Source organism: Pseudomonas sp. GW822-FHT06D10 (genome assembly GCF_058799535.1).
This window is the reverse complement of sequence record NZ_JBXALN010000008.1, coordinates 282,926-300,372: the sequence shown is the minus strand read 5'-3', so window position 1 is coordinate 300,372 and position 17,447 is coordinate 282,926. Positions and strand designations below refer to the sequence as shown.

Below are 17,447 nucleotides of genomic sequence, written 5' to 3'. Positions count from 1 at the left end.
ATGTTTGAACGCATCATTCAATTCGCCATCGAGCAGCGCATCATCGTCCTGCTGGCGGTGCTGCTGATGGCCGGCGTCGGCATCGCCAGCTACCAGAAGCTGCCGATCGACGCGGTGCCGGACATCACCAACGTCCAGGTGCAGATCAACTCCGCGGCGCCGGGGTTCTCGCCCCTGGAAACCGAACAGCGCATCACCTTTCCCATCGAGACGGCCATGGCCGGCCTGCCGGGGTTGCAGCAGAGCCGGTCGCTGTCGCGCTCGGGGTTGTCCCAGGTAACCGTGATCTTCAAGGACGGCACCGACCTGTTCTTCGCCCGCCAACTGGTCAACGAGCGCCTGCAAGTGGCTCGCGAGCAATTGCCCGATGGTGTCGAGGCAGTGATGGGGCCGATTTCCACCGGGCTCGGGGAGATCTTCCTGTGGACCGTGGAGGCCGAGGAGGGCGCCCGCAAGGAGGATGGCACGCCCTACACCCCCACCGACCTGCGGGTGATCCAGGACTGGATCATCAAGCCGCAACTGCGCAACGTGCAGGGCGTGGCCGAGATCAACACCATCGGCGGCTTTGCCAAGGAGTACCAGATTGCCCCGGATCCCAAGCGCCTGGCGGCCTACAAGCTGACCCTGAGCGACCTGGTGACGGCCCTGGAGCGCAACAACGCCAACGTCGGCGCCGGCTACATCGAGCGCAGCGGCGAGCAGTTGCTGATCCGCGCGCCGGGGCAACTGGCGTCCATCGAGGACATCGCCAACATCGTCATCAGCAGCAGCGACGGCACGCCGATCCGCGTGCGCAACGTGGCCGACGTGCAGATCGGCCGCGAGTTGCGCACCGGCGCGGCCACCGAGAATGGCCGGGAAGTGGTGCTGGGCACCGTGTTCATGCTGATCGGCGAGAACAGCCGTACTGTGTCCCAGGCGGTGGCGAAAAAACTTGAGGAGATCAACCGCTCGCTGCCCGAAGGCGTGGTGGCGGTCACGGTGTACGACCGCACCAACCTGGTGGAAAAGGCTATCGCCACGGTGAAGAAGAACCTCTTCGAGGGCGCGCTGCTGGTGATCGTGATTCTGTTCCTGTTCCTGGGCAATATCCGCGCGGCGCTGATCACCGCCCTGGTGATCCCGCTGTCCATGCTGTTCACCTTCACCGGCATGTTCAGCAACAAGGTCAGCGCCAACCTGATGAGCCTCGGTGCCCTGGACTTCGGCATCATCGTCGACGGCGCGGTGGTCATCGTCGAGAATGCCATCCGCCGCCTGGCCCATGCCCAGCAGCACCACGGGCGCATGCTGACCCGCTCCGAACGCCTGCATGAAGTCTTTGCCGCGGCCAAGGAAGCCCGGCGCGCGCTGATCTTCGGCCAGTTGATCATCATGGTGGTGTACCTGCCGATCTTTGCCCTTACCGGGGTGGCCGGGAAAATGTTCCACCCCATGGCCTTCACTGTGGTCATGGCGTTGCTGGGGGCGATGATTCTCTCGGTGACCTTCGTTCCGGCGGCCATCGCTCTGTTCGTCACCGGCAAGGTCAAGGAAGAGGAAAACCTGCTGATGCGCAGCGCCAAGCGCGGCTACGCCCCGGTGCTGGACTGGGTGATGGCCCGGCGTGGCCTGACCTTCGCCCTGGCGGGCTTGATCCTCGCCGGCAGTGCGCTGCTGGCCAGCCGTATGGGCAGTGAATTCATCCCCAGCCTCAGCGAAGGCGACTTTGCCCAGCAGGCCCTGCGGGTGCCCGGCACCAGCCTCACTCAGTCGGTGGACATGCAGCAGCGCCTGGAGAAAACCCTGCTGGCGCAAGTGCCGGAGATCGAGCGGGTGTTCGCCCGCACCGGCACCGCGGAGATCGCCTCGGACCCGATGCCGCCGAATATTTCCGACAGCTACCTGATGCTCAAGCCCAAGGCCCAGTGGCCGGACCCGAACAAGTCGCGAGAGGCGCTGATCGCTGATATCCAGCGTGCCAGTGCCCTGGTGCCGGGCAGCGCCTACGAGCTGTCGCAGCCGATCCAGCTGCGTTTCAACGAGCTGATTTCCGGGGTGCGCAGCGATGTTGCGGTGAAGGTGTTTGGCGATGACATGGCGGTGCTGAACAAGACCGCCACGCAAATTGCCACGGCCTTGCAGAGCTTGCCTGGCGCCTCGGAAGTCAAGGTCGAGCAGACCTCGGGGCTGCCGGTGCTGACCATCAATATCGACCGCGACAAGGCCGCGCGTTTCGGCCTCAACGTGGGGGACGTGCAAGACACCATCGCCGTTGCGGTGGGCGGGCGCCAGGCCGGCACCCTGTACGAAGGCGACCGGCGCTTCGATATGGTGGTACGCCTGTCCGATCAACTGCGCACCGATATCGACGGCCTGTCCCGGCTGCTGATTCCCATACCGGCGACGGCGGGCACGGCCAACGGGCAGATCGGCTTCATCGCCCTGTCGGAAGTGGCCAGCCTCGATCTGGTGCTGGGCCCCAATCAGGTCAGCCGGGAAAACGGCAAGCGCCTGGTGATCGTCAGCGCCAACGTGCGCGGGCGGGATATCGGCTCCTTCGTCGAAGAGGCAACGGGCCTGATTGCCGAGAAGGTCAAAGTCCCGGCCGGCTACTGGACGACGTGGGGCGGTCAGTTCGAACAATTGCAGGAAGCCTCCCAGCGCCTGCAGGTGGTGGTGCCGGTGGCCTTGCTGCTGGTGTTCGGGCTGCTGTTCATGATGTTCAACAACCTCAAGGATGGCCTGCTGGTGTTCACCGGGATTCCCTTCGCCCTGACCGGCGGGATCATGGCCCTGTGGCTGCGGGACATACCGCTGTCGATCTCGGCGGGGGTGGGCTTCATTGCCTTGTCCGGGGTCGCCGTGCTCAACGGCCTGGTGATGATTGCCTTTATCCGTAACCTGCGAGAGGAAGGGCGCTCGTTGTCCCTGGCGATTCATGAAGGCGCCCTGACCCGACTGCGCCCGGTACTGATGACCGCCCTGGTGGCCTCCCTGGGCTTCATCCCCATGGCCCTGGCCACCGGCACCGGCGCCGAAGTGCAACGGCCCCTGGCCACGGTAGTGATTGGCGGCATCCTGTCCTCCACCATCCTCACCTTGCTGGTGCTGCCTGCCCTGTACCAATGGGCGCATCGCAGGGAAGAAGACTGATCGCTTGCCGCTTCTTGTAGCCGCTGCCGCAGGCAGCGGCTACAGGTGTCAGTCCTGCGGCAATTGTCGGGCAAAAAAAAGCGCCCCAAGGGGGCGCTAAAAATTCATCTCTTTCCAAAGGAGCATCAGAAAAAACGCTTCAAGAGATGAATGTGCTCGGTAGGCAATCGCTGTCAGATGTCTTCTTCGGCCGTGGTGGGCGCAGAAGCATCGCGAGGGGCTTTGCCGGTGCTGCCGGTGGCGGCTGTTTCCTGGTTGGCGTCGCCGTGGATCTGTTCCTGGCTGGCCAGGAAAGCTTCGCGGACCTGCTGTGGGCGTTCGCTGCCATCAGCGGCCCAGGTGGCGGAGCTGGTTGTGGCCAGTAGGCCGATCAATAACAGTTGGGTTGGGCGCATGGGCTTCTCCTGACACGTTGGGCGGCCGTGAAAAACACGGTGGCTGCCAGTGTGTCCGGGAGTATATGAAGGCCAACCTAACGAGAAGGTGAGGCCGATATTACAGTTCTGAAAGGCATGAGTCTGTGAAGAAGTTTTAACACCGGGCAGGCCTGGCGCCTGCCCGGAGCCGTTCTCTAGAGCAGGGCCAGGGGGTACTCGACGATCAGGCGGAACTCTTCCAGATCGGATTCGAACTGGCTCGAACGAATGGTCGCCTGGCGGATGCGCAGGGACAGATCCTTGAGGCTGCCGCCCTGGAACACGTACTTGGCTTCGATATCCCGCTCCCAGCGGCGCTGGTCGGTCAGTGGGTCACCCGCCGCATCGCGGCGCATGTACACCGAGTTGGCGTGGCTGTAGTCGGCGCCGCTGCCGCGGGCGTAACGGGTCATGAACGACAGGCCGGGAATGCCCAGGGGCTGCATGTCGAGGTCGTAGCGGACCATCCACGAGCGTTCCTTGGGCGAGTTGAAGTCGCTGTACTGGATCGAGTTGTCGAGGAAGATCGAGTCCGATTGGCGCAGGTAGTCGAAGTCGTCGTTGCCGTTGTTGCGCTGATGCGACAGGGCCAGGGTATGGGCGCCGTAGGTGGCGCCGACCTTGGCGCTCCAGATGTTGTTGTCGAACTCGCCCAGGAGTTTCTTGCCCTCATCGACGGCCTTGTAATAGTTGAAGCCGCTGAACAGGCTCAGCTGGTCGGACAGCGGGTAGTTGCCCGCGACGCCGAAGTAGTACTGGTCCCAGGCGTCCTTCAGGCGGCTGCTGTAGAGGCTGAAGTTGAGATTGGAATTGAGCCGGTAGTCGCCGCCGAAGTAGCCGACCCAGGGCGAGTCCACCTTGCCGGCGTAGAAGGTGGCGAAGCCATCGCGCATGCCACTGCTGTCGGGCTGGCTCATGGCATGCAGGCGCCCGCCCTGCAGGTTGAGGCCGTCGATGCTGGTGTTCTCCAGGGTCACCCCGCGAAAGCTTTCCGGCAGCAGGCGGGAGTCGCCGTAGTGCACCACGGGGGTCTTGGGAAACACATCGCCGACTTTCACCACGGTATCCAGGGCTCGCATTTTCACCGCCCCCCCAGCCTTGCCGTAGCTGTCGGCGGGCCGGTTGTCGTGGTTCAGCGGCAGCATGCCGAAGGAGCCACCGCCGCCGCTGCGGCCGGTGCCCGAGTCGAGCTTGAGGCCGTACATGGCAAAGGCATCGAGGCCAAAGCCCACCGTGCCCTGGGTGAAGCCTGATTCGAACTGGCCGATCAGGCCCTGAGCCCAGGCTTCGGAATAGCCGTTGCCGGTGGGGCTGGACTGGCCCTTGCGGTCGTCGCGGTTGAAGTAGAAGTTGCGCAGCAGCAGGTCGAGGCGGCTGCCTTCGACAAAGCCTTCGGGCCGTTCCTCGGCGGCCACTGCCGCCATAGGACTGAGCCCCAGTACCGCAGCGAGCACGGACAGGGACAAGGGGGGATTGATACGCATGGGGGTCGCTCCTGAGTGTTGGCAGCTATCAACTTTTATATCGCCAGAGGCGTTCTTATTGGGCTCGACCGGCAGGCGTCGCAACGCCTGCCCAGTCGCTGTCGATAGTTGCAAACGGCAGATAACGGCGGGGTGACCCGGTCATTACAATTGTGCAAGAAAGCCGTCCAGGGCCCGGGCCAAAACCCCGACGGGCCGGGGGTTATCCCGGGTAGGGCGGGCTGTCGGCAGCGCCCATTACAGATAAGTAATCTGCCCGCGATCATCCTGACAGGGTCGGTTGCTTATCCTCGCTGGCGTCAACTGGACGAGGAAACTGTGATGAAAGCAATCAACCTGAGTCTCGCCGCGCTGCTGTTGAGCCTGGCTTCCCTGGTGCAGGCCGAAGGGGGAGGCGACCGTACGTTCGCCCGGGCCATGGTGGAAAACCAGAAGGCCATGGAGCGCTATGCGGCGAACCAGGGCAAGCCGGCGCCAGTGGTGCAGGCGTACCGCTACGGCATGAAGCTGGATGTCGCCAAGGTGGTCAACGTGACCCCGCCGATCAAGTCCTGCGAGGTGGTGCCTTCGCGCATGACGTATGAGGATTCTGCCGGCCAGCTCAAGACCATCGAGTACCAGGTCATGGGCCAGTGCCGCAAAAACGGCAGTTGATGGGCCGCCGGCGCTGCTGTGCCGGGCCCGCAGGGGTGGGGCCGGCCAGCGTGGCTGCACTCAGTCGTTGCCGGAGCCGGGGTGCAGGGCGACGATCATGTCCACTTCCACCGAGGCATTCTTGGGCAATTGATAGACCCCCACCGAGGTCCGGGTGTGTACGCCGGCGTCGGCAAAGATCGAATAGAGGACTGCGGAGGCGCCGTCCGCCACTTCGCTCTGCTGGGTGAAGTCCGCCGCACTCTGGACATAGACGTTTATCCGCAGGATGCGCTTGATCCGCTGCAGGTCGCCGAGCATCTGCTCGAGGATCGCCAGGGCCCGCAGGGTGCAGATCTGCGCCCCGTGCCGGGCCTGCTCCAGGGATGTTTCGGCACCGACCCGGCCAACCACCATCACGGTATTGTCGATACGCGGGATCTGCCCGCTGACATACACCTCATCGCCATTGCGCACCGCCGGCACGTAATTGCCGCCAATGCGCATCTCGCCTTCGAAACTGTGTCCGACCTGTGCTGCGGCCTGCTGGAAAAGTGCCTTGCGTGATGCATTCATAGTCCAACTCCGTCGATCGCCCTGGAATTTCCCGTCGCCGACTATACGCGCTCCTTGGTTGCGCGAAATCCCCGGCTGCGGGCCCGAATTCCGCGGCCTTGCTGGCCGCGGAATTATTTTTGTCAGACAAGCCTTAATGGCTATTAAGAAAAATCTTTCAGGGCCGATGTTAGGCCCAAAGCAGTCCACTTTTTCAGCCCCCCCGGTACATCCTCATGTTCAATAAACGCTTGAAGCAGGAGTTGTCGACTCTACGCGAAGAACTTTCGAGCCTTCAGCAAGTGAAGGAGAGCCTTGAAAGCGAGATGCTCGTCATCAACCTGAGCGCCGATGGACGGATTCAGTCGGTCAATCACAATTTCGCCCAGGAAATGCTCTACAAGACTGGCGATCTGGTGGGCCGGGCCCTGGAGGACATCGTCCCGGAACACGTCAAGCATGATGAGTTTCACCTGCGGTTCAAGGCGACCCTGACCCGGGGCGAACACTTTGCCGGGGCGGTGCGGCTGCTGCGCGGCAATGGCCAGGAAGCCTGGCTGCGTTCCATCTCCCAGCCGGTTCGCGACTCCGAGGGGCGGATCAAGTATTTCGCGATCTTCTCCAGCGACCTGACCCGCACCATCGAGGCCTCTCGGGAGCACGAGAACCTGATTGGCGCGCTGATGCGTTCCACCGCGCTGATCGAGTTCGACCTCAACGGCAACGTGCTGACGGCCAATGACCGCTTCCTTTCCAGCATGGGCTACAGCCTGGCGCAGATTCAGGGCAAGCATCACCGCATCTTCTGCGAGCCGGAGGAGTACAACAGCCAGGCCTACCAGGCCTTCTGGAAACGCCTGAACGCCGGGGAGTTCATCGCCGAGCGCTTCAAGCGCATCGACGCTCATGGCCGGGTGGTCTGGCTGGAGGCTTCCTACAACCCGGTCATGGACGCCAACAACAAACTCTACAAAGTGGTGAAGTTCGCCACCGTGATCACCGACCAGGTGAACCAGGAACTGGCCGTGGCCGAGGCGGCTAGCATTGCCTACAACACCTCGTTGCAGACCGACAATAGCGCCCAGCGCGGTACCACGGTGGTTACCGAGGCGGTGAACGTGATGCGCGATCTGGCCAAGCACATGCAGGAGGCCGGCGAAGGCATTGGCGCCCTCAACGAGCAATCCCTGGTGATCGGCAGCATCGTCAAGACCATCAGCGGGATTGCCGAACAGACCAACCTGCTGGCGCTCAACGCGGCCATCGAGGCGGCCCGGGCCGGTGAGCAGGGACGTGGTTTCGCCGTGGTGGCCGATGAAGTCCGGCAACTGGCCTCGCGCACCAGCAAGGCCACCGAGGAAATCGTCGGCGTGGTGCGCCAGAACCAGGACATGGCCCGCGAAGCCGTGGAACTGATGGCCGAAGGCAAGCTGCAGGCCGAGCAGGGGCTAGCCCTGGCGGCGGAAGCCGGCACCGTGATCGTCGAGATCCAGGACGGCGCGCAGAAGGTGGTCAGCGCGGTCGGCCAGTTCGCCAACCAACTGTCCTCCTGATTGCTCCCCAGCACAGTGCTCCCGCCACGGGGCACTGTGGGTTTCAGGGCGGCATCGACCAGCCCCGGCGCCCTTGGCGCCATTCATTTCCCACGCTGAAACACTCGGGCATGACCGATAGGGCCCCGGGCGACGGCTGCGCCCAAGAAAAACCAAGAAATTTCCTAGAGGCTTGTAGGAAGTGTCTGGAAAGCGCCGCGAGGCTTGGAGAAAGCCCAAACTGCGCCGATGGCTAGGGGTTGTTGTATCCACTCCTAGTCTGTCGGTGTATCCATGTTCAACAAACGTTTGAAGCAGCAACTTGCCACCCTGAGCGATGAGCTGAACGCTCTGCAGCAATTCAAGGCCTGCCTGGAAAGCCAGGTGCTCAATCTCGAACTCGATGGCGAGGGAGCCATCCGCCGGGCCAACCAGAACTTCATCCAGGCCCTGGAACTCGATGGCCAGCCACTGGCCGGCGTGGCCCTGGAGAGCATCATCTCGCGCCACCCTCAGGCTGTGCCGTTGTATCGCGAATTCAAGGCGGCCCTGGGGCGCAACGAAAGCTACACCGGCCAATTGCGCCTGCAACGCGGAGGCGGCCGCGAGGCCTGGCTGCAGGTCTGCGTGCAGCCGATCCGCGATGGCGCCGGGCGGCTCGATCATTACAACCTGATCTGCACCGACCAGAGCGCTTCGGTGGAAAGTGCCTGCGAGCATGAAAACCTGATGGCGGCGCTGCTGCGCTCCTCTGCGGTGATCGAGTTCGACCTGCAAGGCCGGGTGCTGACGGCCAACTCGCGGTTTCTTGCCTGCATGGGCTACCGGCTGGATGAGGTCCAGGGCCAGAACCACCGCCTGTTCTGTGAGCCGCAGGAATACGAAGGGCCCGGCTACCAGGAGTTCTGGGCACGGTTGAACGCCGGCGAATACATCGCCCAGCGGTTCAAGCGCATCGACAGCCAGGGGCGGGTGGTGTGGCTCGACGCTTCCTACAACCCGGTGGTGGACGCCAGTGGCCAGCTCTACAAAGTGGTGAAGTTCGCCATCCTGATCACCGATCAGGTGAACCAGGAGCAACGGGTAGCCGAGGCGGCGGACATCGCCTACAGCATCTCCCGACAGACCGACACCAGCGCCCAGCGTGGCTCGGCGGTGGTCACCGAGACCCTGGACGTGATGCGTGACCTGGCTACCTGCATGCAGCAGGCCGGGGACGGCATCGAAGCCCTGAACGATCAGTCCCTGGTGATAGCGAGCATCGTCAAGACCATCAGCGGGATTGCCGAACAGACCAACCTGCTGGCCCTCAATGCGGCCATCGAAGCGGCCCGGGCCGGTGAACAGGGACGGGGTTTTGCGGTGGTCGCCGATGAGGTCCGGCAACTGGCCTCGCGCACCAGCAACGCCACCGACGAGATCGTCGGCGTGGTGCGCCAGAACCAGGACATGGCCCGCTCGGCGGTGGAATTGATGGCCGAGGGCCGGCAGCAGGCGGAGCAGGGCCTGACCCTGGCAGCGGAGGCCGGCACGGTCATCGTCGAGATTCAGGACGGTGCGCAGAAAGTGGTCAGTGCGGTCGGCCAGTTCGCCAACCAGCTGTCGGCCTGAGGGCGTGGGCGTGCGCCTTGGGGGCGCACGCCCGGGTTGCTAGCGTTGCGCAGGCCCATGGCACTCGTAGTGCAAGCGGTCGAACCACTCGCCGTGCAACAGGAAGCTGCGCCGCGAATGGCCGTAGCAAGAGAAGCCGCAGGCTTCCAGCACCCGCACCGAACCGGTGTTCTGCGGCCGCGCATTGGCTTCGATGCGGCTCAGTTGCAGTTCGTCGAAGGCACGCAGCAGCACCAGTTGCACCGCAGTGCGGGCAATGCCGCGGCCGTTGAAGCGGGCGCCGACCCGGTAGCCCAGTTCCGCGCAATTGAAGTAGGGGCGCTGCACCCGATGCAGGTTGACGCGCCCCACCAGCACTGCGTTGTCGCGGATCAGGAACTGATAGCCGCGGTCTGCCTCGGCATCCTCGCACGCCTGGTTTATGGCTTCGGCGACCCCTTCGCGGGAGTAGTAGGTGGCAGGCCGGGCGTTGATCGAGGCTTCGAAGAACGCTCGGTTTTCCCCTTCGAAGGCCAGCAGGTCATCCAGGTCGTCGAGGTGGGGAGCGCTGATGTGCAGGTGGGTCATGGTGCCAGTGCCTCAATCCGTGAAGGCGCTTTCTTCTCACGATCCGCGGGTGTTCAGCAAGCCTCCAGGTGCGGTTTGATCAGTTCGGCGAACCATTCGATGAACACGTTGAGGCGGCGCGAGCGATGGCGCCGGTCGGGGTATAGCGCGCAGATATCCATGGGCGCCACCGGCAGTTCACGGAGTACCTGCACCAGCTCGCCACGGTCCAGCAGGTGCTGCACGTCGAAGCGTGGCACCTGGATCAGCCCCAGCCCCTGACGGCAGCAGGCGATGTAGTTCTCGACGTTGTTGACGATCACCCGGCTGGGCAGCCCCAGCAGGTGCTCGCGACCTTCCAGCAGGTATTCCCAGGGCTGCTCGCGGCCGGTGTCCGGGGAGGCATAACCGACCATCCACTGGCCGTTCTGCAGGTCCTGGGGGGTGTGTGGCTCCCCCTGTTCGGCCAGGTAGGCGGGGCTGGCGCAGTTGATCAGCGCCAGTTGCCCCAGTGGGCGGGCGACCAGGCTGCTGTCGGCCAGGCTGCCGACGCGGATCGCGCAGTCGATGCCTTCCTGGACCAGGTCGATGCTGCGATCGCTGGCGCCCAGGGCCAGTTGCAGGCCGGGGTATTGCGCCAGCCATCGGGGCAGGGCGGGGACGATCAGGCGCCGGGCGATACGGCTGGGCACATCGATGTTCAAGCGCCCGCTGACGTCTATCTGGCGGTGGTGGAACAACTGGTTGAGTTCGGCGGCGTCTGCCAGCAGGCGCCGCGCCCGTTCCAGCAGAATGGCGCCGTCGGCGGTCAACTGCACGTGGCGGGTGGTGCGGTGCAGCAGTCGGGTGCCGAGGCCGGTTTCCAGTTGCTGCACGGCGGAAGAGACGGTGGCCCGTGGCAGTTCCAGGGCATGGGCAGCCTTGATGAAGCTACCCATGTCGGCCACCTGGATGAACACGCGGTATTGCTCAAGCTTATCCATCGTTTGAACGATCCTGGTTCGGGGGCGCCTGACGGCAGTGGATCGCAGCATCGGCCGAGGCGATCGATGCTGCGGCTCGGCAGGCCAATTTACCCCTTGGGCGCCAGGATTACTTGGTGGTGTAGCCGCCGTTGATCAGTAAGGTCTGGCCAGTGATCCACCAGCCTTCGGTGACCAGGTGGCGAATGAAGGGCACCACGTCCTCGATATCGGTGAGCCCGGTCTTGCTCGAAGGCGACAGGGCTGCGGCGCTCTTGTGGTACGCCACGGCGTCGGCGCCTTCGGCCGGGTAGAAGAATGGGGTATCCATGGGCCCGGGGCCGACGGCAGTCACTGAAATGCCGCGGGCACCGAACTCCTTGGCCGCGGCCCGGGTGAAGTGTTCCACCGGCGCCTTGGAGCCGCCATAGGCGGCATAGAACGGAGTGAAGGCCCCCAGCAGCGAAGTCACCAGGGTCACCAGTTTGCCGTTGTCCTCCAGGTGCTTGCCGGCTTCCTTGATAAAGAAGAAGGCGCTCTTGGCATTGACCGCGAACATCTGGTCGTATTCGTCCTCGCTGATTTCAATGATGGGTTTCTTCAGCACCTTGCCCACGGTGTTGATGGCGATGTCGATCTTGCCGAAGCGCGCCTTGGCCTCGTTGAACAGTTGCTCCACGGCACTGGCGCGGGTGAGGTCGGCCTGCCACGCCTGGGCCTCCACGCCCAGGGCCTTGAGTGCCGCCACCGTGGCCTCGGCGTCGGCCCCGCTGGCGTTGCTGTTGTAGTGCACGGCCACCGCCCGCGCACCGTGGCTGGCCAGGTCGCGGGCAATCAGGCCGCCGAGGTTCTTCACGCCACCGGCGATCAGCACGACTTTGTTGTTCAGGGAGTGATCGGTCATGGCGCGGGTCCTTCAACAATTGGGGTGAAGGCTGAGTCTAGTGTCTGCACCGCTGTTGATAAGCCGTCGGCGGCTGGACGGATTATCCAGAAAATCCGGCCAATGACCTTGCCTGCCGGCGGCCGCGATGGGGCTACAATCGCAGTTTTTTTCAGGAGCCAGTCATGTCCGATCTTCGTCGCCCGGTACCGCTGGACAAGGCGTACCGCTTGCTCAACCACGGCCCAACGGTGCTGGTCAGCGCAGCCCATGGCGGGCAGCGCAACATCATGGCCGCGGCCTGGGCCATGCCCCTGGATTTCGAGCCGCCGAAAGTCGCCGTGGTGCTCGACAAGTCCACCTGGACCCGACAACTGCTGGAGGCCTCGGGCACCTTCGTGCTCAATGTGCCTTGCGTGGCCCAGGTGGATATCGTGCAGAGCCTGGGCAACAGCTCCGGGCTTGAGCTGAGCCAGGGCGGTAGCGACAAGTTCGCCGCCTACGATCTGCAGGCCTTTGCCGGCGAGCAACTGGCGGCGCCGCTGCTGGAAGGTTGCGTGGCCTGGCTGGAATGCCGGCTGCTGCCCGAGCCCCACAACCACCAGCAGTACGACCTGTTCCTTGGCGAAGTGATTGCCGCCCAGGCCGATGCCCGGGTGTTCAGCGAAGGGCGCTGGCACTTCGACGGGCACGACCGGCTGCGTACCCTGCACCATGTTGCGGGTGGGCATTTCCTGACCATCGGTGACGCCGTTGACGGTCGGCAACTGCCCCAGGTCGGAGAAGCTTGAGCCGACCCCCGATGCACTTTTTTTCAAGGAGTGAACATGCACGAAGTCTTTCAGCGTCTAGTGAGCCTGCTGGACAGCCACCAGGCGCGCTATCGGGTGATTTTTCACCCGGCCGAAGGGCAGTCGGCGCGGGTTGCCGAGATCCGCGGCACTGAACCTGGGCAGGGGGCCAAGGCCATGCTCTGCAGCCTCAAGGGCACAGACGAGGTGTATGGGCTGGTGATTCTCAGCGGCGACCAGAAGCTGGACATGAAAAAGGTCGGCGCGGCCCTGGGGGGCAAGAAGGCGCAACTGGTATCGCCGGAGCTGGCCAGGGAACTGACTGGTTGCGTGATCGGCGCCATTGCTCCGCTGAGTTTCGATCCGCGCATCCGGCTGATCGTCGACCCGCAACTGACCTCCCGCTACAGCGAGATCGCCTTCAACGCCGGGCGCCTGGATGCCTCCATGGTGCTCGATACCCAGGACTACCTGAGGGTCGCCCAGCCGCTGCTGCTGAGCGTGACCCGGGACCTGGAGAGCGACAGCGCCCAGCCCGGTTGAAGGCGGCTACCAGCTCAACCGAGCCAGGGCCTCGGCAAAGGCGGTGAGCTTCGGCGAGCACTGGCGCGAGGGCGGATACACCAGCGACAGCTCGCGGCTGCGCCCGGCATGCTCCTGCAGCACCGGCACCAGTTGGCCGGTGTCCAGGGCTTCGCGTACCGCGAACTCCATCAACTGGGCAATGCCGAAGCCGCCGAGCACCGCGTCCACCAGGGCATCGCCGATATCGAAAATCAGCCGGCCCTGGACGGCCAGGTCCAGGGGCTTGCCCTGGTCCATGAACTGCCAGTCCACCAGCCGACCGCTGCGCAGGTTACGCACGGCCAGGCAGTTGTGCTGCTGCAGGTCGGCCAGGTGCCGGGGCGTGCCATGGCGTTCCAGGTAGCCTGGCGCCGCCACCGTGACCCAGCGCAGGGGAGCCAGGGGCCGGGCAATGAGGCGCTGGTCCTGGATCACCCCGGTGCGCACCACCGCGTCGAAACCTTCATCGATGATGTCCACCACCCGGTCGGTCATCACCGCTTCGATGCTCAGCGCCGGGTGCTGGGCCGTCAGATCGCCGATCACCGGCATCACCACCTTGCGCCCGAACAGTGACGGGGTACTGATCTTCAACATTCCACTGGGGGATTCGCGGCGGTCCAGCAGCAGGTGTTCGGCGTGGGCCAGTTCCGCCAGCAGGGGCGCGGCGCGCTCGACCAGCACCTGGCCGTCCGGGGTCAGGCTGACACTGCGGGTGTTGCGTTGCAGCAGGCGGACCCCGAGCTGCTGTTCCAGGCGGGAAATGGCTCGGGACAGGCCGGACTGGGTCAGCCCCAGGTCACCGGCGGCACGGGTGAAACTGCGGGTTTCGGCAACCCGGACCAGCAGGCGAAGGGCGTTCAGATCCATGATTAAAGTCATTACTGAAAGAGAGAATGGCTTGTTTATCATTTAAACGGCATCGATGACACTGGCCGCCGGTTATTTCCACACAAGGATCTTCGCGATGTCCGCGACCCCGTTAGCCAAGCCGTCGGGCTGGATGCTGTTACTGCTGGCCACCGCGCAATTGATCATCGCCCTGGACGCCACCATCGTGTTTGTCGCCCTGCCGGAAATCGGCAGCCACCTGGGCTTTTCCGCCCAGCAGTTGCAATGGGTGGTCAGCGCCTACAGCGTGGCTTTCGGTGGTTTCCTGTTGCTGGGCGGACGGGCGGCGGACCTCCTGGGCAAGCGGCGTTTCTACATCGTCGGCCAGTCTTTGTACGCCCTGGCCTCGCTGGCCGGCGGCCTGGGCGGCAGCGCGCTGCTGCTGGTGCTGGCCCGGGCGGTGCAGGGCGTGGGCGGGGCAATGCTGTTCCCCGCGACCCTGGCCCTGATCAACACCTGGTACGCCGAGGGGCCGGCGCGCAACCGGGCCTTTGCGGTGTGGAGCGCGGCCTCGGCGGCAGGGCTGGCCCTGGGGGCGCTGCTGGGCGGGGTGCTGACCCAGTACTGGGGCTGGGAGGCGGTGTTCCTGGTCAACGTGCCCCTGGCTGGGGCCTGTGCGTTGCTGGCCCGGCGCTGGATACCCGCCGACCCTGCGCGCCAGCGCGGCCGTCAGTTCGACTTGCGCGGCGCGCTGACCGTGACCCTGGGTGGCACCCTGCTGGTGTTTTCCATCGTCCAGGGCCCGGAGTGGGGCTGGAGCGCCCCGGCGACCCTGGGCTGCCTGGCGTTGTCCCTGGCCCTGCTCGGGTTGTTCGTGCGCCTTGAACAGCGTAGCGCCGACCCGCTGATGCCCCTGCGCCTGCTGGGTTATCCACAACTGCGCATGGCCATGGTGATTACCGCGCTGTTCATGAGCAGCTTCGGCGTGCAGTACTACTTCCTCAGCCTGTATTTCCAGCAGGTCTATCAGTTCAGTGTGTTGCAGAGCGGACTGGCGTTCCTGCCCTCGACCCTGCTGTGCACCGCCGGGATCTGGGTCGCGGAGCGGGCCCTGCTGCGCGTAGGCTTGCGGGCGACCCTGGTCAGCGGCTTGCTGCTCGGGGCGCTGGGCATCAGCCTGATGTACCTGGCCCTGCCGGGCAGTAGCGGCTTTGTCGGCCTGCTGCCGGGGATCGTGATCATGAGCATCGGCCAGGGCATGACCTGGACCTCGATGTGGGTCTCGGCCGGGCAGGGTATCGCGGCGTCCGAGCAAGGGGTGGCTGCGGGCGTGGCCTCCACCAGCCAGCAGATCGGCGGCGCCCTGGGGCTGGCGCTGCTGGTGTCCCTGGCCAACACCTTGAGCGCCGGCGGCAATCAGGCCTATGGCATCGAGATGGCTACCGCCGCCAGCGCCCTGCTGGCGCTGTTCGGGGCCTTGCTGGCGCTGCGCCTGCCCCGGGCTGGAGTGGCCTTGCCGGCCTGTTCCGTGGCCCAGGGCTGAGGGCGTCAGCCATGGGCCTGTGGCAGGTGGCGGCGCACCGCCCACAGCACCCCGGCCAGGAGCAACAGGGCGGCGCTGCTTTGCAGCAGGCTGGGCAGGTGCTGCAGGCAGATGAAGCCATAGAGCAGGGCGAACAGGGTCTCGAACACGATCAATTGGCCGCTCAGGGTCAACGGCAGGCGCCGGGTCGAGGCATTCCACATGCGATTGCCGAACCAGGAGCCGAGCACCGCGCTGGACAGGCTCAGGCCCCAGAACAGCATCCAGCGCTGCTCGCTGGCCTCGGCCCGGGTGCCGGGCAATGAGAACCCGTCCGCCAGCAGCCAGACCAAGGCGCTCATCAGCCCAGTGGTAATGCCCCACAGGGTCGACCACTGGCTGCTGTTGAAACGGCTGCCTTTGAGGTAGCGGGCGTTGTCGGTGGCAAACCAGGTCCAGCACAGCAAGGCGCCGAAGGCGCAGAGCAGGCCCAGGGCGCGCTGGCCCAGTTCCACCGAATCGCTGTGGGCGGTGAGCAAGGTGTCGAGGTTGATGCAGCAGATGCCGGCGAACACCAGCAGCAAGGGCCAGCGCAGCCGGCGCAGGGGCACAGCATCGGCATCACCGCGGCCAGCCAGGGTGATGGTCAGCGGCAGCAAGCCGACGATCAGTGCGGTGCTGGCTACGCCGGCCCACTGGATGGCGCTGGCCAGGAGCATGAAATAGATCAGGTTGCCGGTCAGCGCCAGCTTCACCAACAGCACGGCATCGCCCCAGGTCAGGCGTTGCAGCAGCTCCCGGGCCTGGGGCGCAGCCAGGAGCAGGGAGAATGCACCGTAGAGGCTGAAGCGCGCACAACTGAGCAGCAACGGGCTGAACTCAGGCAGCAGGCTGGGCACCACAATCGCCAGGCCCCAGACCGCACCGGCCAGGGCGGCATAAGCAACTCCACGTTTCATGCAAACACTCGTACCTATTCATCAAGTTGCGCAGGCTAGTCATTGCTGACCGGATGGACAAAGGATATATAGGCACCTACCTATTCTCCTGGGGAATGCCTTGTGAGCCGCTTCGCCCGTCATCTGCCGCCGCTGGAAACCCTGGTCACCTTCGAGGCGGTGGGCCGCAACGCCAGCTTCACCCGTGCGGCCACCGAGCTGTGCCTGACCCAGAGCGCGGTGAGCAAGCAGATCCGCGCCCTGGAGCTGTCGCTCAAGACCGAACTGTTCGAGCGCCAGGCCCGGGGGGTGAAGCTCACCGCCAGCGGCGCCTCGCTGTTCGTCGAGGTCAGCACCCAGCTCGAAGCCTTGCTGCGCAGCGTCAGCCGCCTGCGGGCCGGGCGCGACGCCAATACCATCACCGTGCAATGCACCCACGCGGTGGCGCAGTTCTGGCTGTTCCCGCGCCTGCTGGCATTCAACAAGCAGCACCCGGACATCACCGTGAGCATCCATGCCAACAACGACATGGACGAGTCCAGCGTGGCCGAGCATGACTTCGGCATTCTCTATGGTGCGGGGCACTGGTCGTCCCTGGCGGCGGTATCGCTGTTCGCCGAGATGGTCTACCCGATCGTCAGCCGGCGCCTGGAGCTGCCTGTGGTCAAGGAGCTGGCGCAACTGGCCGAACTGCCGTTGATCCAGCTGGACGCCTCGGAGTGGAACTGCATCGACTGGCGGGACTGGTTCCATCATTTCGGGCTGGACTACAGCGCGCCACCGGGGGCCCTGGGGTTCAACCAGCTGACCCTGATGTTCAGCGCGGTGCAGCAGGGCATGGGCGTGGGGCTGGGCTGGGATTTCATGGCCAGCCAGTTGGTGGCCCAGGGCGAGTTGCTGCGGGTTGGCGAGTGGGCGTTCCGCACCGGGCAGGCGGATTTTCTGGTGCATCCGCGGCACAAGCGCCTGTCCGCCAGCGGCCAGTTGTTTCGCGACTGGCTGGTGGCCCAGGCGGCTGAATGAGCGCCCGGGGCTCAATGG

16 protein-coding genes and 2 pseudogenes are annotated in these 17,447 nt (G+C 64.7%); 10 read left to right on the top strand and 8 right to left on the bottom strand.

Translation table 11 applies throughout. The annotated features are described in order from the left end of the window. Positions 1 to 3,138, top strand: a complete 3,138-nt coding sequence (locus AC1RL5_RS25875) for a CusA/CzcA family heavy metal efflux RND transporter (protein ID WP_011063460.1) — start codon at positions 1 to 3, stop codon at positions 3,136 to 3,138. A gap of 173 nt (positions 3,139 to 3,311) precedes the next feature. Here AC1RL5_RS25875 and AC1RL5_RS25870 read toward each other — a convergent pair whose 3' ends face one another. Both AC1RL5_RS25870 and AC1RL5_RS25865 read right to left on the bottom strand, forming a co-directional pair. Then, complete coding sequence (locus AC1RL5_RS25870; protein WP_011063459.1) at positions 3,312 to 3,533, bottom strand: hypothetical protein; 222 nt, start codon at positions 3,531 to 3,533, stop codon at positions 3,312 to 3,314. Between the two features lie 176 nt (positions 3,534 to 3,709). Next, entirely contained in the window at positions 3,710 to 5,038 is a 1,329-nt protein-coding gene (locus AC1RL5_RS25865; protein ID WP_011063458.1) for an OprD family porin, read from the bottom strand. 321 nt (positions 5,039 to 5,359) lie between these two features. On the opposite strand from AC1RL5_RS25865, the gene AC1RL5_RS25860 reads away from it, so the two are divergent. Beyond that, positions 5,360 to 5,692: a DUF2790 domain-containing protein gene (locus tag AC1RL5_RS25860; protein WP_072450969.1), complete on the top strand. Its 333-nt coding sequence runs from the start codon at positions 5,360 to 5,362 to the stop codon at positions 5,690 to 5,692. 60 nt (positions 5,693 to 5,752) lie between these two features. Here the strand turns inward: AC1RL5_RS25860 and AC1RL5_RS25855 are convergent, their stop codons facing one another. After that, positions 5,753 to 6,247: a RidA family protein gene (locus tag AC1RL5_RS25855; RefSeq protein ID WP_072450968.1), complete on the bottom strand. Its 495-nt coding sequence runs from the start codon at positions 6,245 to 6,247 to the stop codon at positions 5,753 to 5,755. Positions 6,248 to 6,462: 215 nt separating this feature from the next. On the opposite strand from AC1RL5_RS25855, the pseudogene AC1RL5_RS25850 reads away from it, so the two are divergent. The 4 genes and pseudogenes from AC1RL5_RS25850 to AC1RL5_RS25835 form a co-directional block, all read left to right on the top strand. Beyond that, positions 6,463 to 7,185 (top strand): annotated as a pseudogene (locus AC1RL5_RS25850) (PAS domain-containing protein); the annotation flags it as partial. After that, a complete protein-coding gene (locus tag AC1RL5_RS25845; protein ID WP_370059451.1) occupies positions 7,174 to 7,779 on the top strand; it encodes a methyl-accepting chemotaxis protein in 606 nt (201 codons plus the stop codon). The pseudogene AC1RL5_RS25850 and the gene AC1RL5_RS25845, both read left to right, overlap by 12 nt. A gap of 273 nt (positions 7,780 to 8,052) precedes the next feature. Then, positions 8,053 to 8,829 (top strand): annotated as a pseudogene (locus AC1RL5_RS25840) (PAS domain-containing protein); the annotation flags it as partial. Beyond that, a complete protein-coding gene (locus tag AC1RL5_RS25835; protein WP_375538539.1) occupies positions 8,824 to 9,369 on the top strand; it encodes a methyl-accepting chemotaxis protein in 546 nt (181 codons plus the stop codon). The pseudogene AC1RL5_RS25840 and the gene AC1RL5_RS25835, both read left to right, overlap by 6 nt. Before the next feature lie 39 nt (positions 9,370 to 9,408). On the opposite strand, the gene AC1RL5_RS25830 is transcribed toward AC1RL5_RS25835, so the two are convergent. The 3 genes from AC1RL5_RS25830 to AC1RL5_RS25820 all read right to left on the bottom strand — a co-directional run bounded on the left by AC1RL5_RS25830 (position 9,409) and on the right by AC1RL5_RS25820 (position 11,781). Next, on the bottom strand, positions 9,409 to 9,936 hold the full coding sequence (locus tag AC1RL5_RS25830; RefSeq protein WP_072450966.1) for a GNAT family N-acetyltransferase: 528 nt from the start codon (positions 9,934 to 9,936) through the stop codon (positions 9,409 to 9,411). Between the two features lie 53 nt (positions 9,937 to 9,989). Beyond that, positions 9,990 to 10,898, bottom strand: coding sequence for a LysR family transcriptional regulator (locus tag AC1RL5_RS25825; RefSeq protein WP_019093558.1), 909 nt, complete (start codon positions 10,896 to 10,898; stop codon positions 9,990 to 9,992). 109 nt (positions 10,899 to 11,007) lie between these two features. Further along, positions 11,008 to 11,781, bottom strand: a complete 774-nt coding sequence (locus tag AC1RL5_RS25820) for an SDR family oxidoreductase (protein WP_103408115.1) — start codon at positions 11,779 to 11,781, stop codon at positions 11,008 to 11,010. A gap of 164 nt (positions 11,782 to 11,945) precedes the next feature. On the opposite strand from AC1RL5_RS25820, the gene AC1RL5_RS25815 reads away from it, so the two are divergent. Both AC1RL5_RS25815 and AC1RL5_RS25810 read left to right on the top strand, forming a co-directional pair. After that, the gene (locus tag AC1RL5_RS25815; RefSeq protein ID WP_072450964.1) at positions 11,946 to 12,551 is read left to right on the top strand and encodes a flavin reductase family protein; all 606 of its coding nucleotides are present in this window, start codon (positions 11,946 to 11,948) and stop codon (positions 12,549 to 12,551) included. 36 nt (positions 12,552 to 12,587) lie between these two features. Then, positions 12,588 to 13,094 (top strand): YbaK/prolyl-tRNA synthetase associated domain-containing protein, encoded by a 507-nt coding sequence (locus tag AC1RL5_RS25810; protein ID WP_072450963.1) that lies wholly within the window; start codon positions 12,588 to 12,590, stop codon positions 13,092 to 13,094. A gap of 6 nt (positions 13,095 to 13,100) precedes the next feature. Here AC1RL5_RS25810 and AC1RL5_RS25805 read toward each other — a convergent pair whose 3' ends face one another. Beyond that, on the bottom strand, positions 13,101 to 13,985 hold the full coding sequence (locus AC1RL5_RS25805; RefSeq protein WP_145712252.1) for a LysR family transcriptional regulator: 885 nt from the start codon (positions 13,983 to 13,985) through the stop codon (positions 13,101 to 13,103). A gap of 97 nt (positions 13,986 to 14,082) precedes the next feature. On the opposite strand from AC1RL5_RS25805, the gene AC1RL5_RS25800 reads away from it, so the two are divergent. Then, positions 14,083 to 15,489: an MFS transporter gene (locus AC1RL5_RS25800; RefSeq protein ID WP_145712254.1), complete on the top strand. Its 1,407-nt coding sequence runs from the start codon at positions 14,083 to 14,085 to the stop codon at positions 15,487 to 15,489. A gap of 5 nt (positions 15,490 to 15,494) precedes the next feature. On the opposite strand, the gene AC1RL5_RS25795 is transcribed toward AC1RL5_RS25800, so the two are convergent. Further along, positions 15,495 to 16,427, bottom strand: coding sequence for a DMT family transporter (locus AC1RL5_RS25795; RefSeq protein ID WP_011063444.1), 933 nt, complete (start codon positions 16,425 to 16,427; stop codon positions 15,495 to 15,497). A gap of 102 nt (positions 16,428 to 16,529) precedes the next feature. Here AC1RL5_RS25795 and AC1RL5_RS25790 point away from each other — a divergent pair, with 102 nt between their 5' ends. Continuing rightward, positions 16,530 to 17,429 carry a LysR substrate-binding domain-containing protein gene (locus tag AC1RL5_RS25790; protein ID WP_011063443.1) on the top strand — a complete coding sequence of 300 codons (900 nt, stop codon included), beginning with the start codon at positions 16,530 to 16,532 and terminating at the stop codon, positions 17,427 to 17,429. Positions 17,430 to 17,447: the final 18 nt, after the last annotated feature.

Excerpts from the sequence above, each read along its gene's own strand:
- AC1RL5_RS25875 (WP_011063460.1), top strand. The coding sequence starts at position 1 with ATGTTTGAACGCATCATTCAATTCGCCATCGAGCAGCGCATCATCGTC.
- AC1RL5_RS25870 (WP_011063459.1), bottom strand. The coding sequence starts at position 3,533 with ATGCGCCCAACCCAACTGTTATTGATCGGCCTACTGGCCACAACCAGC.
- AC1RL5_RS25865 (WP_011063458.1), bottom strand. The coding sequence starts at position 5,038 with ATGCGTATCAATCCCCCCTTGTCCCTGTCCGTGCTCGCTGCGGTACTG.
- AC1RL5_RS25860 (WP_072450969.1), top strand. The coding sequence starts at position 5,360 with ATGAAAGCAATCAACCTGAGTCTCGCCGCGCTGCTGTTGAGCCTGGCT.
- AC1RL5_RS25855 (WP_072450968.1), bottom strand. The coding sequence starts at position 6,247 with ATGAATGCATCACGCAAGGCACTTTTCCAGCAGGCCGCAGCACAGGTC.
- AC1RL5_RS25845 (WP_370059451.1), top strand. The coding sequence starts at position 7,174 with ATGGACGCCAACAACAAACTCTACAAAGTGGTGAAGTTCGCCACCGTG.
- AC1RL5_RS25830 (WP_072450966.1), bottom strand. The coding sequence starts at position 9,936 with ATGACCCACCTGCACATCAGCGCTCCCCACCTCGACGACCTGGATGAC.
- AC1RL5_RS25825 (WP_019093558.1), bottom strand. The coding sequence starts at position 10,898 with ATGGATAAGCTTGAGCAATACCGCGTGTTCATCCAGGTGGCCGACATG.
- AC1RL5_RS25820 (WP_103408115.1), bottom strand. The coding sequence starts at position 11,781 with ATGACCGATCACTCCCTGAACAACAAAGTCGTGCTGATCGCCGGTGGC.
- AC1RL5_RS25815 (WP_072450964.1), top strand. The coding sequence starts at position 11,946 with ATGTCCGATCTTCGTCGCCCGGTACCGCTGGACAAGGCGTACCGCTTG.
- AC1RL5_RS25810 (WP_072450963.1), top strand. The coding sequence starts at position 12,588 with ATGCACGAAGTCTTTCAGCGTCTAGTGAGCCTGCTGGACAGCCACCAG.
- AC1RL5_RS25805 (WP_145712252.1), bottom strand. The coding sequence starts at position 13,985 with ATGGATCTGAACGCCCTTCGCCTGCTGGTCCGGGTTGCCGAAACCCGC.
- AC1RL5_RS25800 (WP_145712254.1), top strand. The coding sequence starts at position 14,083 with ATGTCCGCGACCCCGTTAGCCAAGCCGTCGGGCTGGATGCTGTTACTG.
- AC1RL5_RS25795 (WP_011063444.1), bottom strand. The coding sequence starts at position 16,427 with ATGAAACGTGGAGTTGCTTATGCCGCCCTGGCCGGTGCGGTCTGGGGC.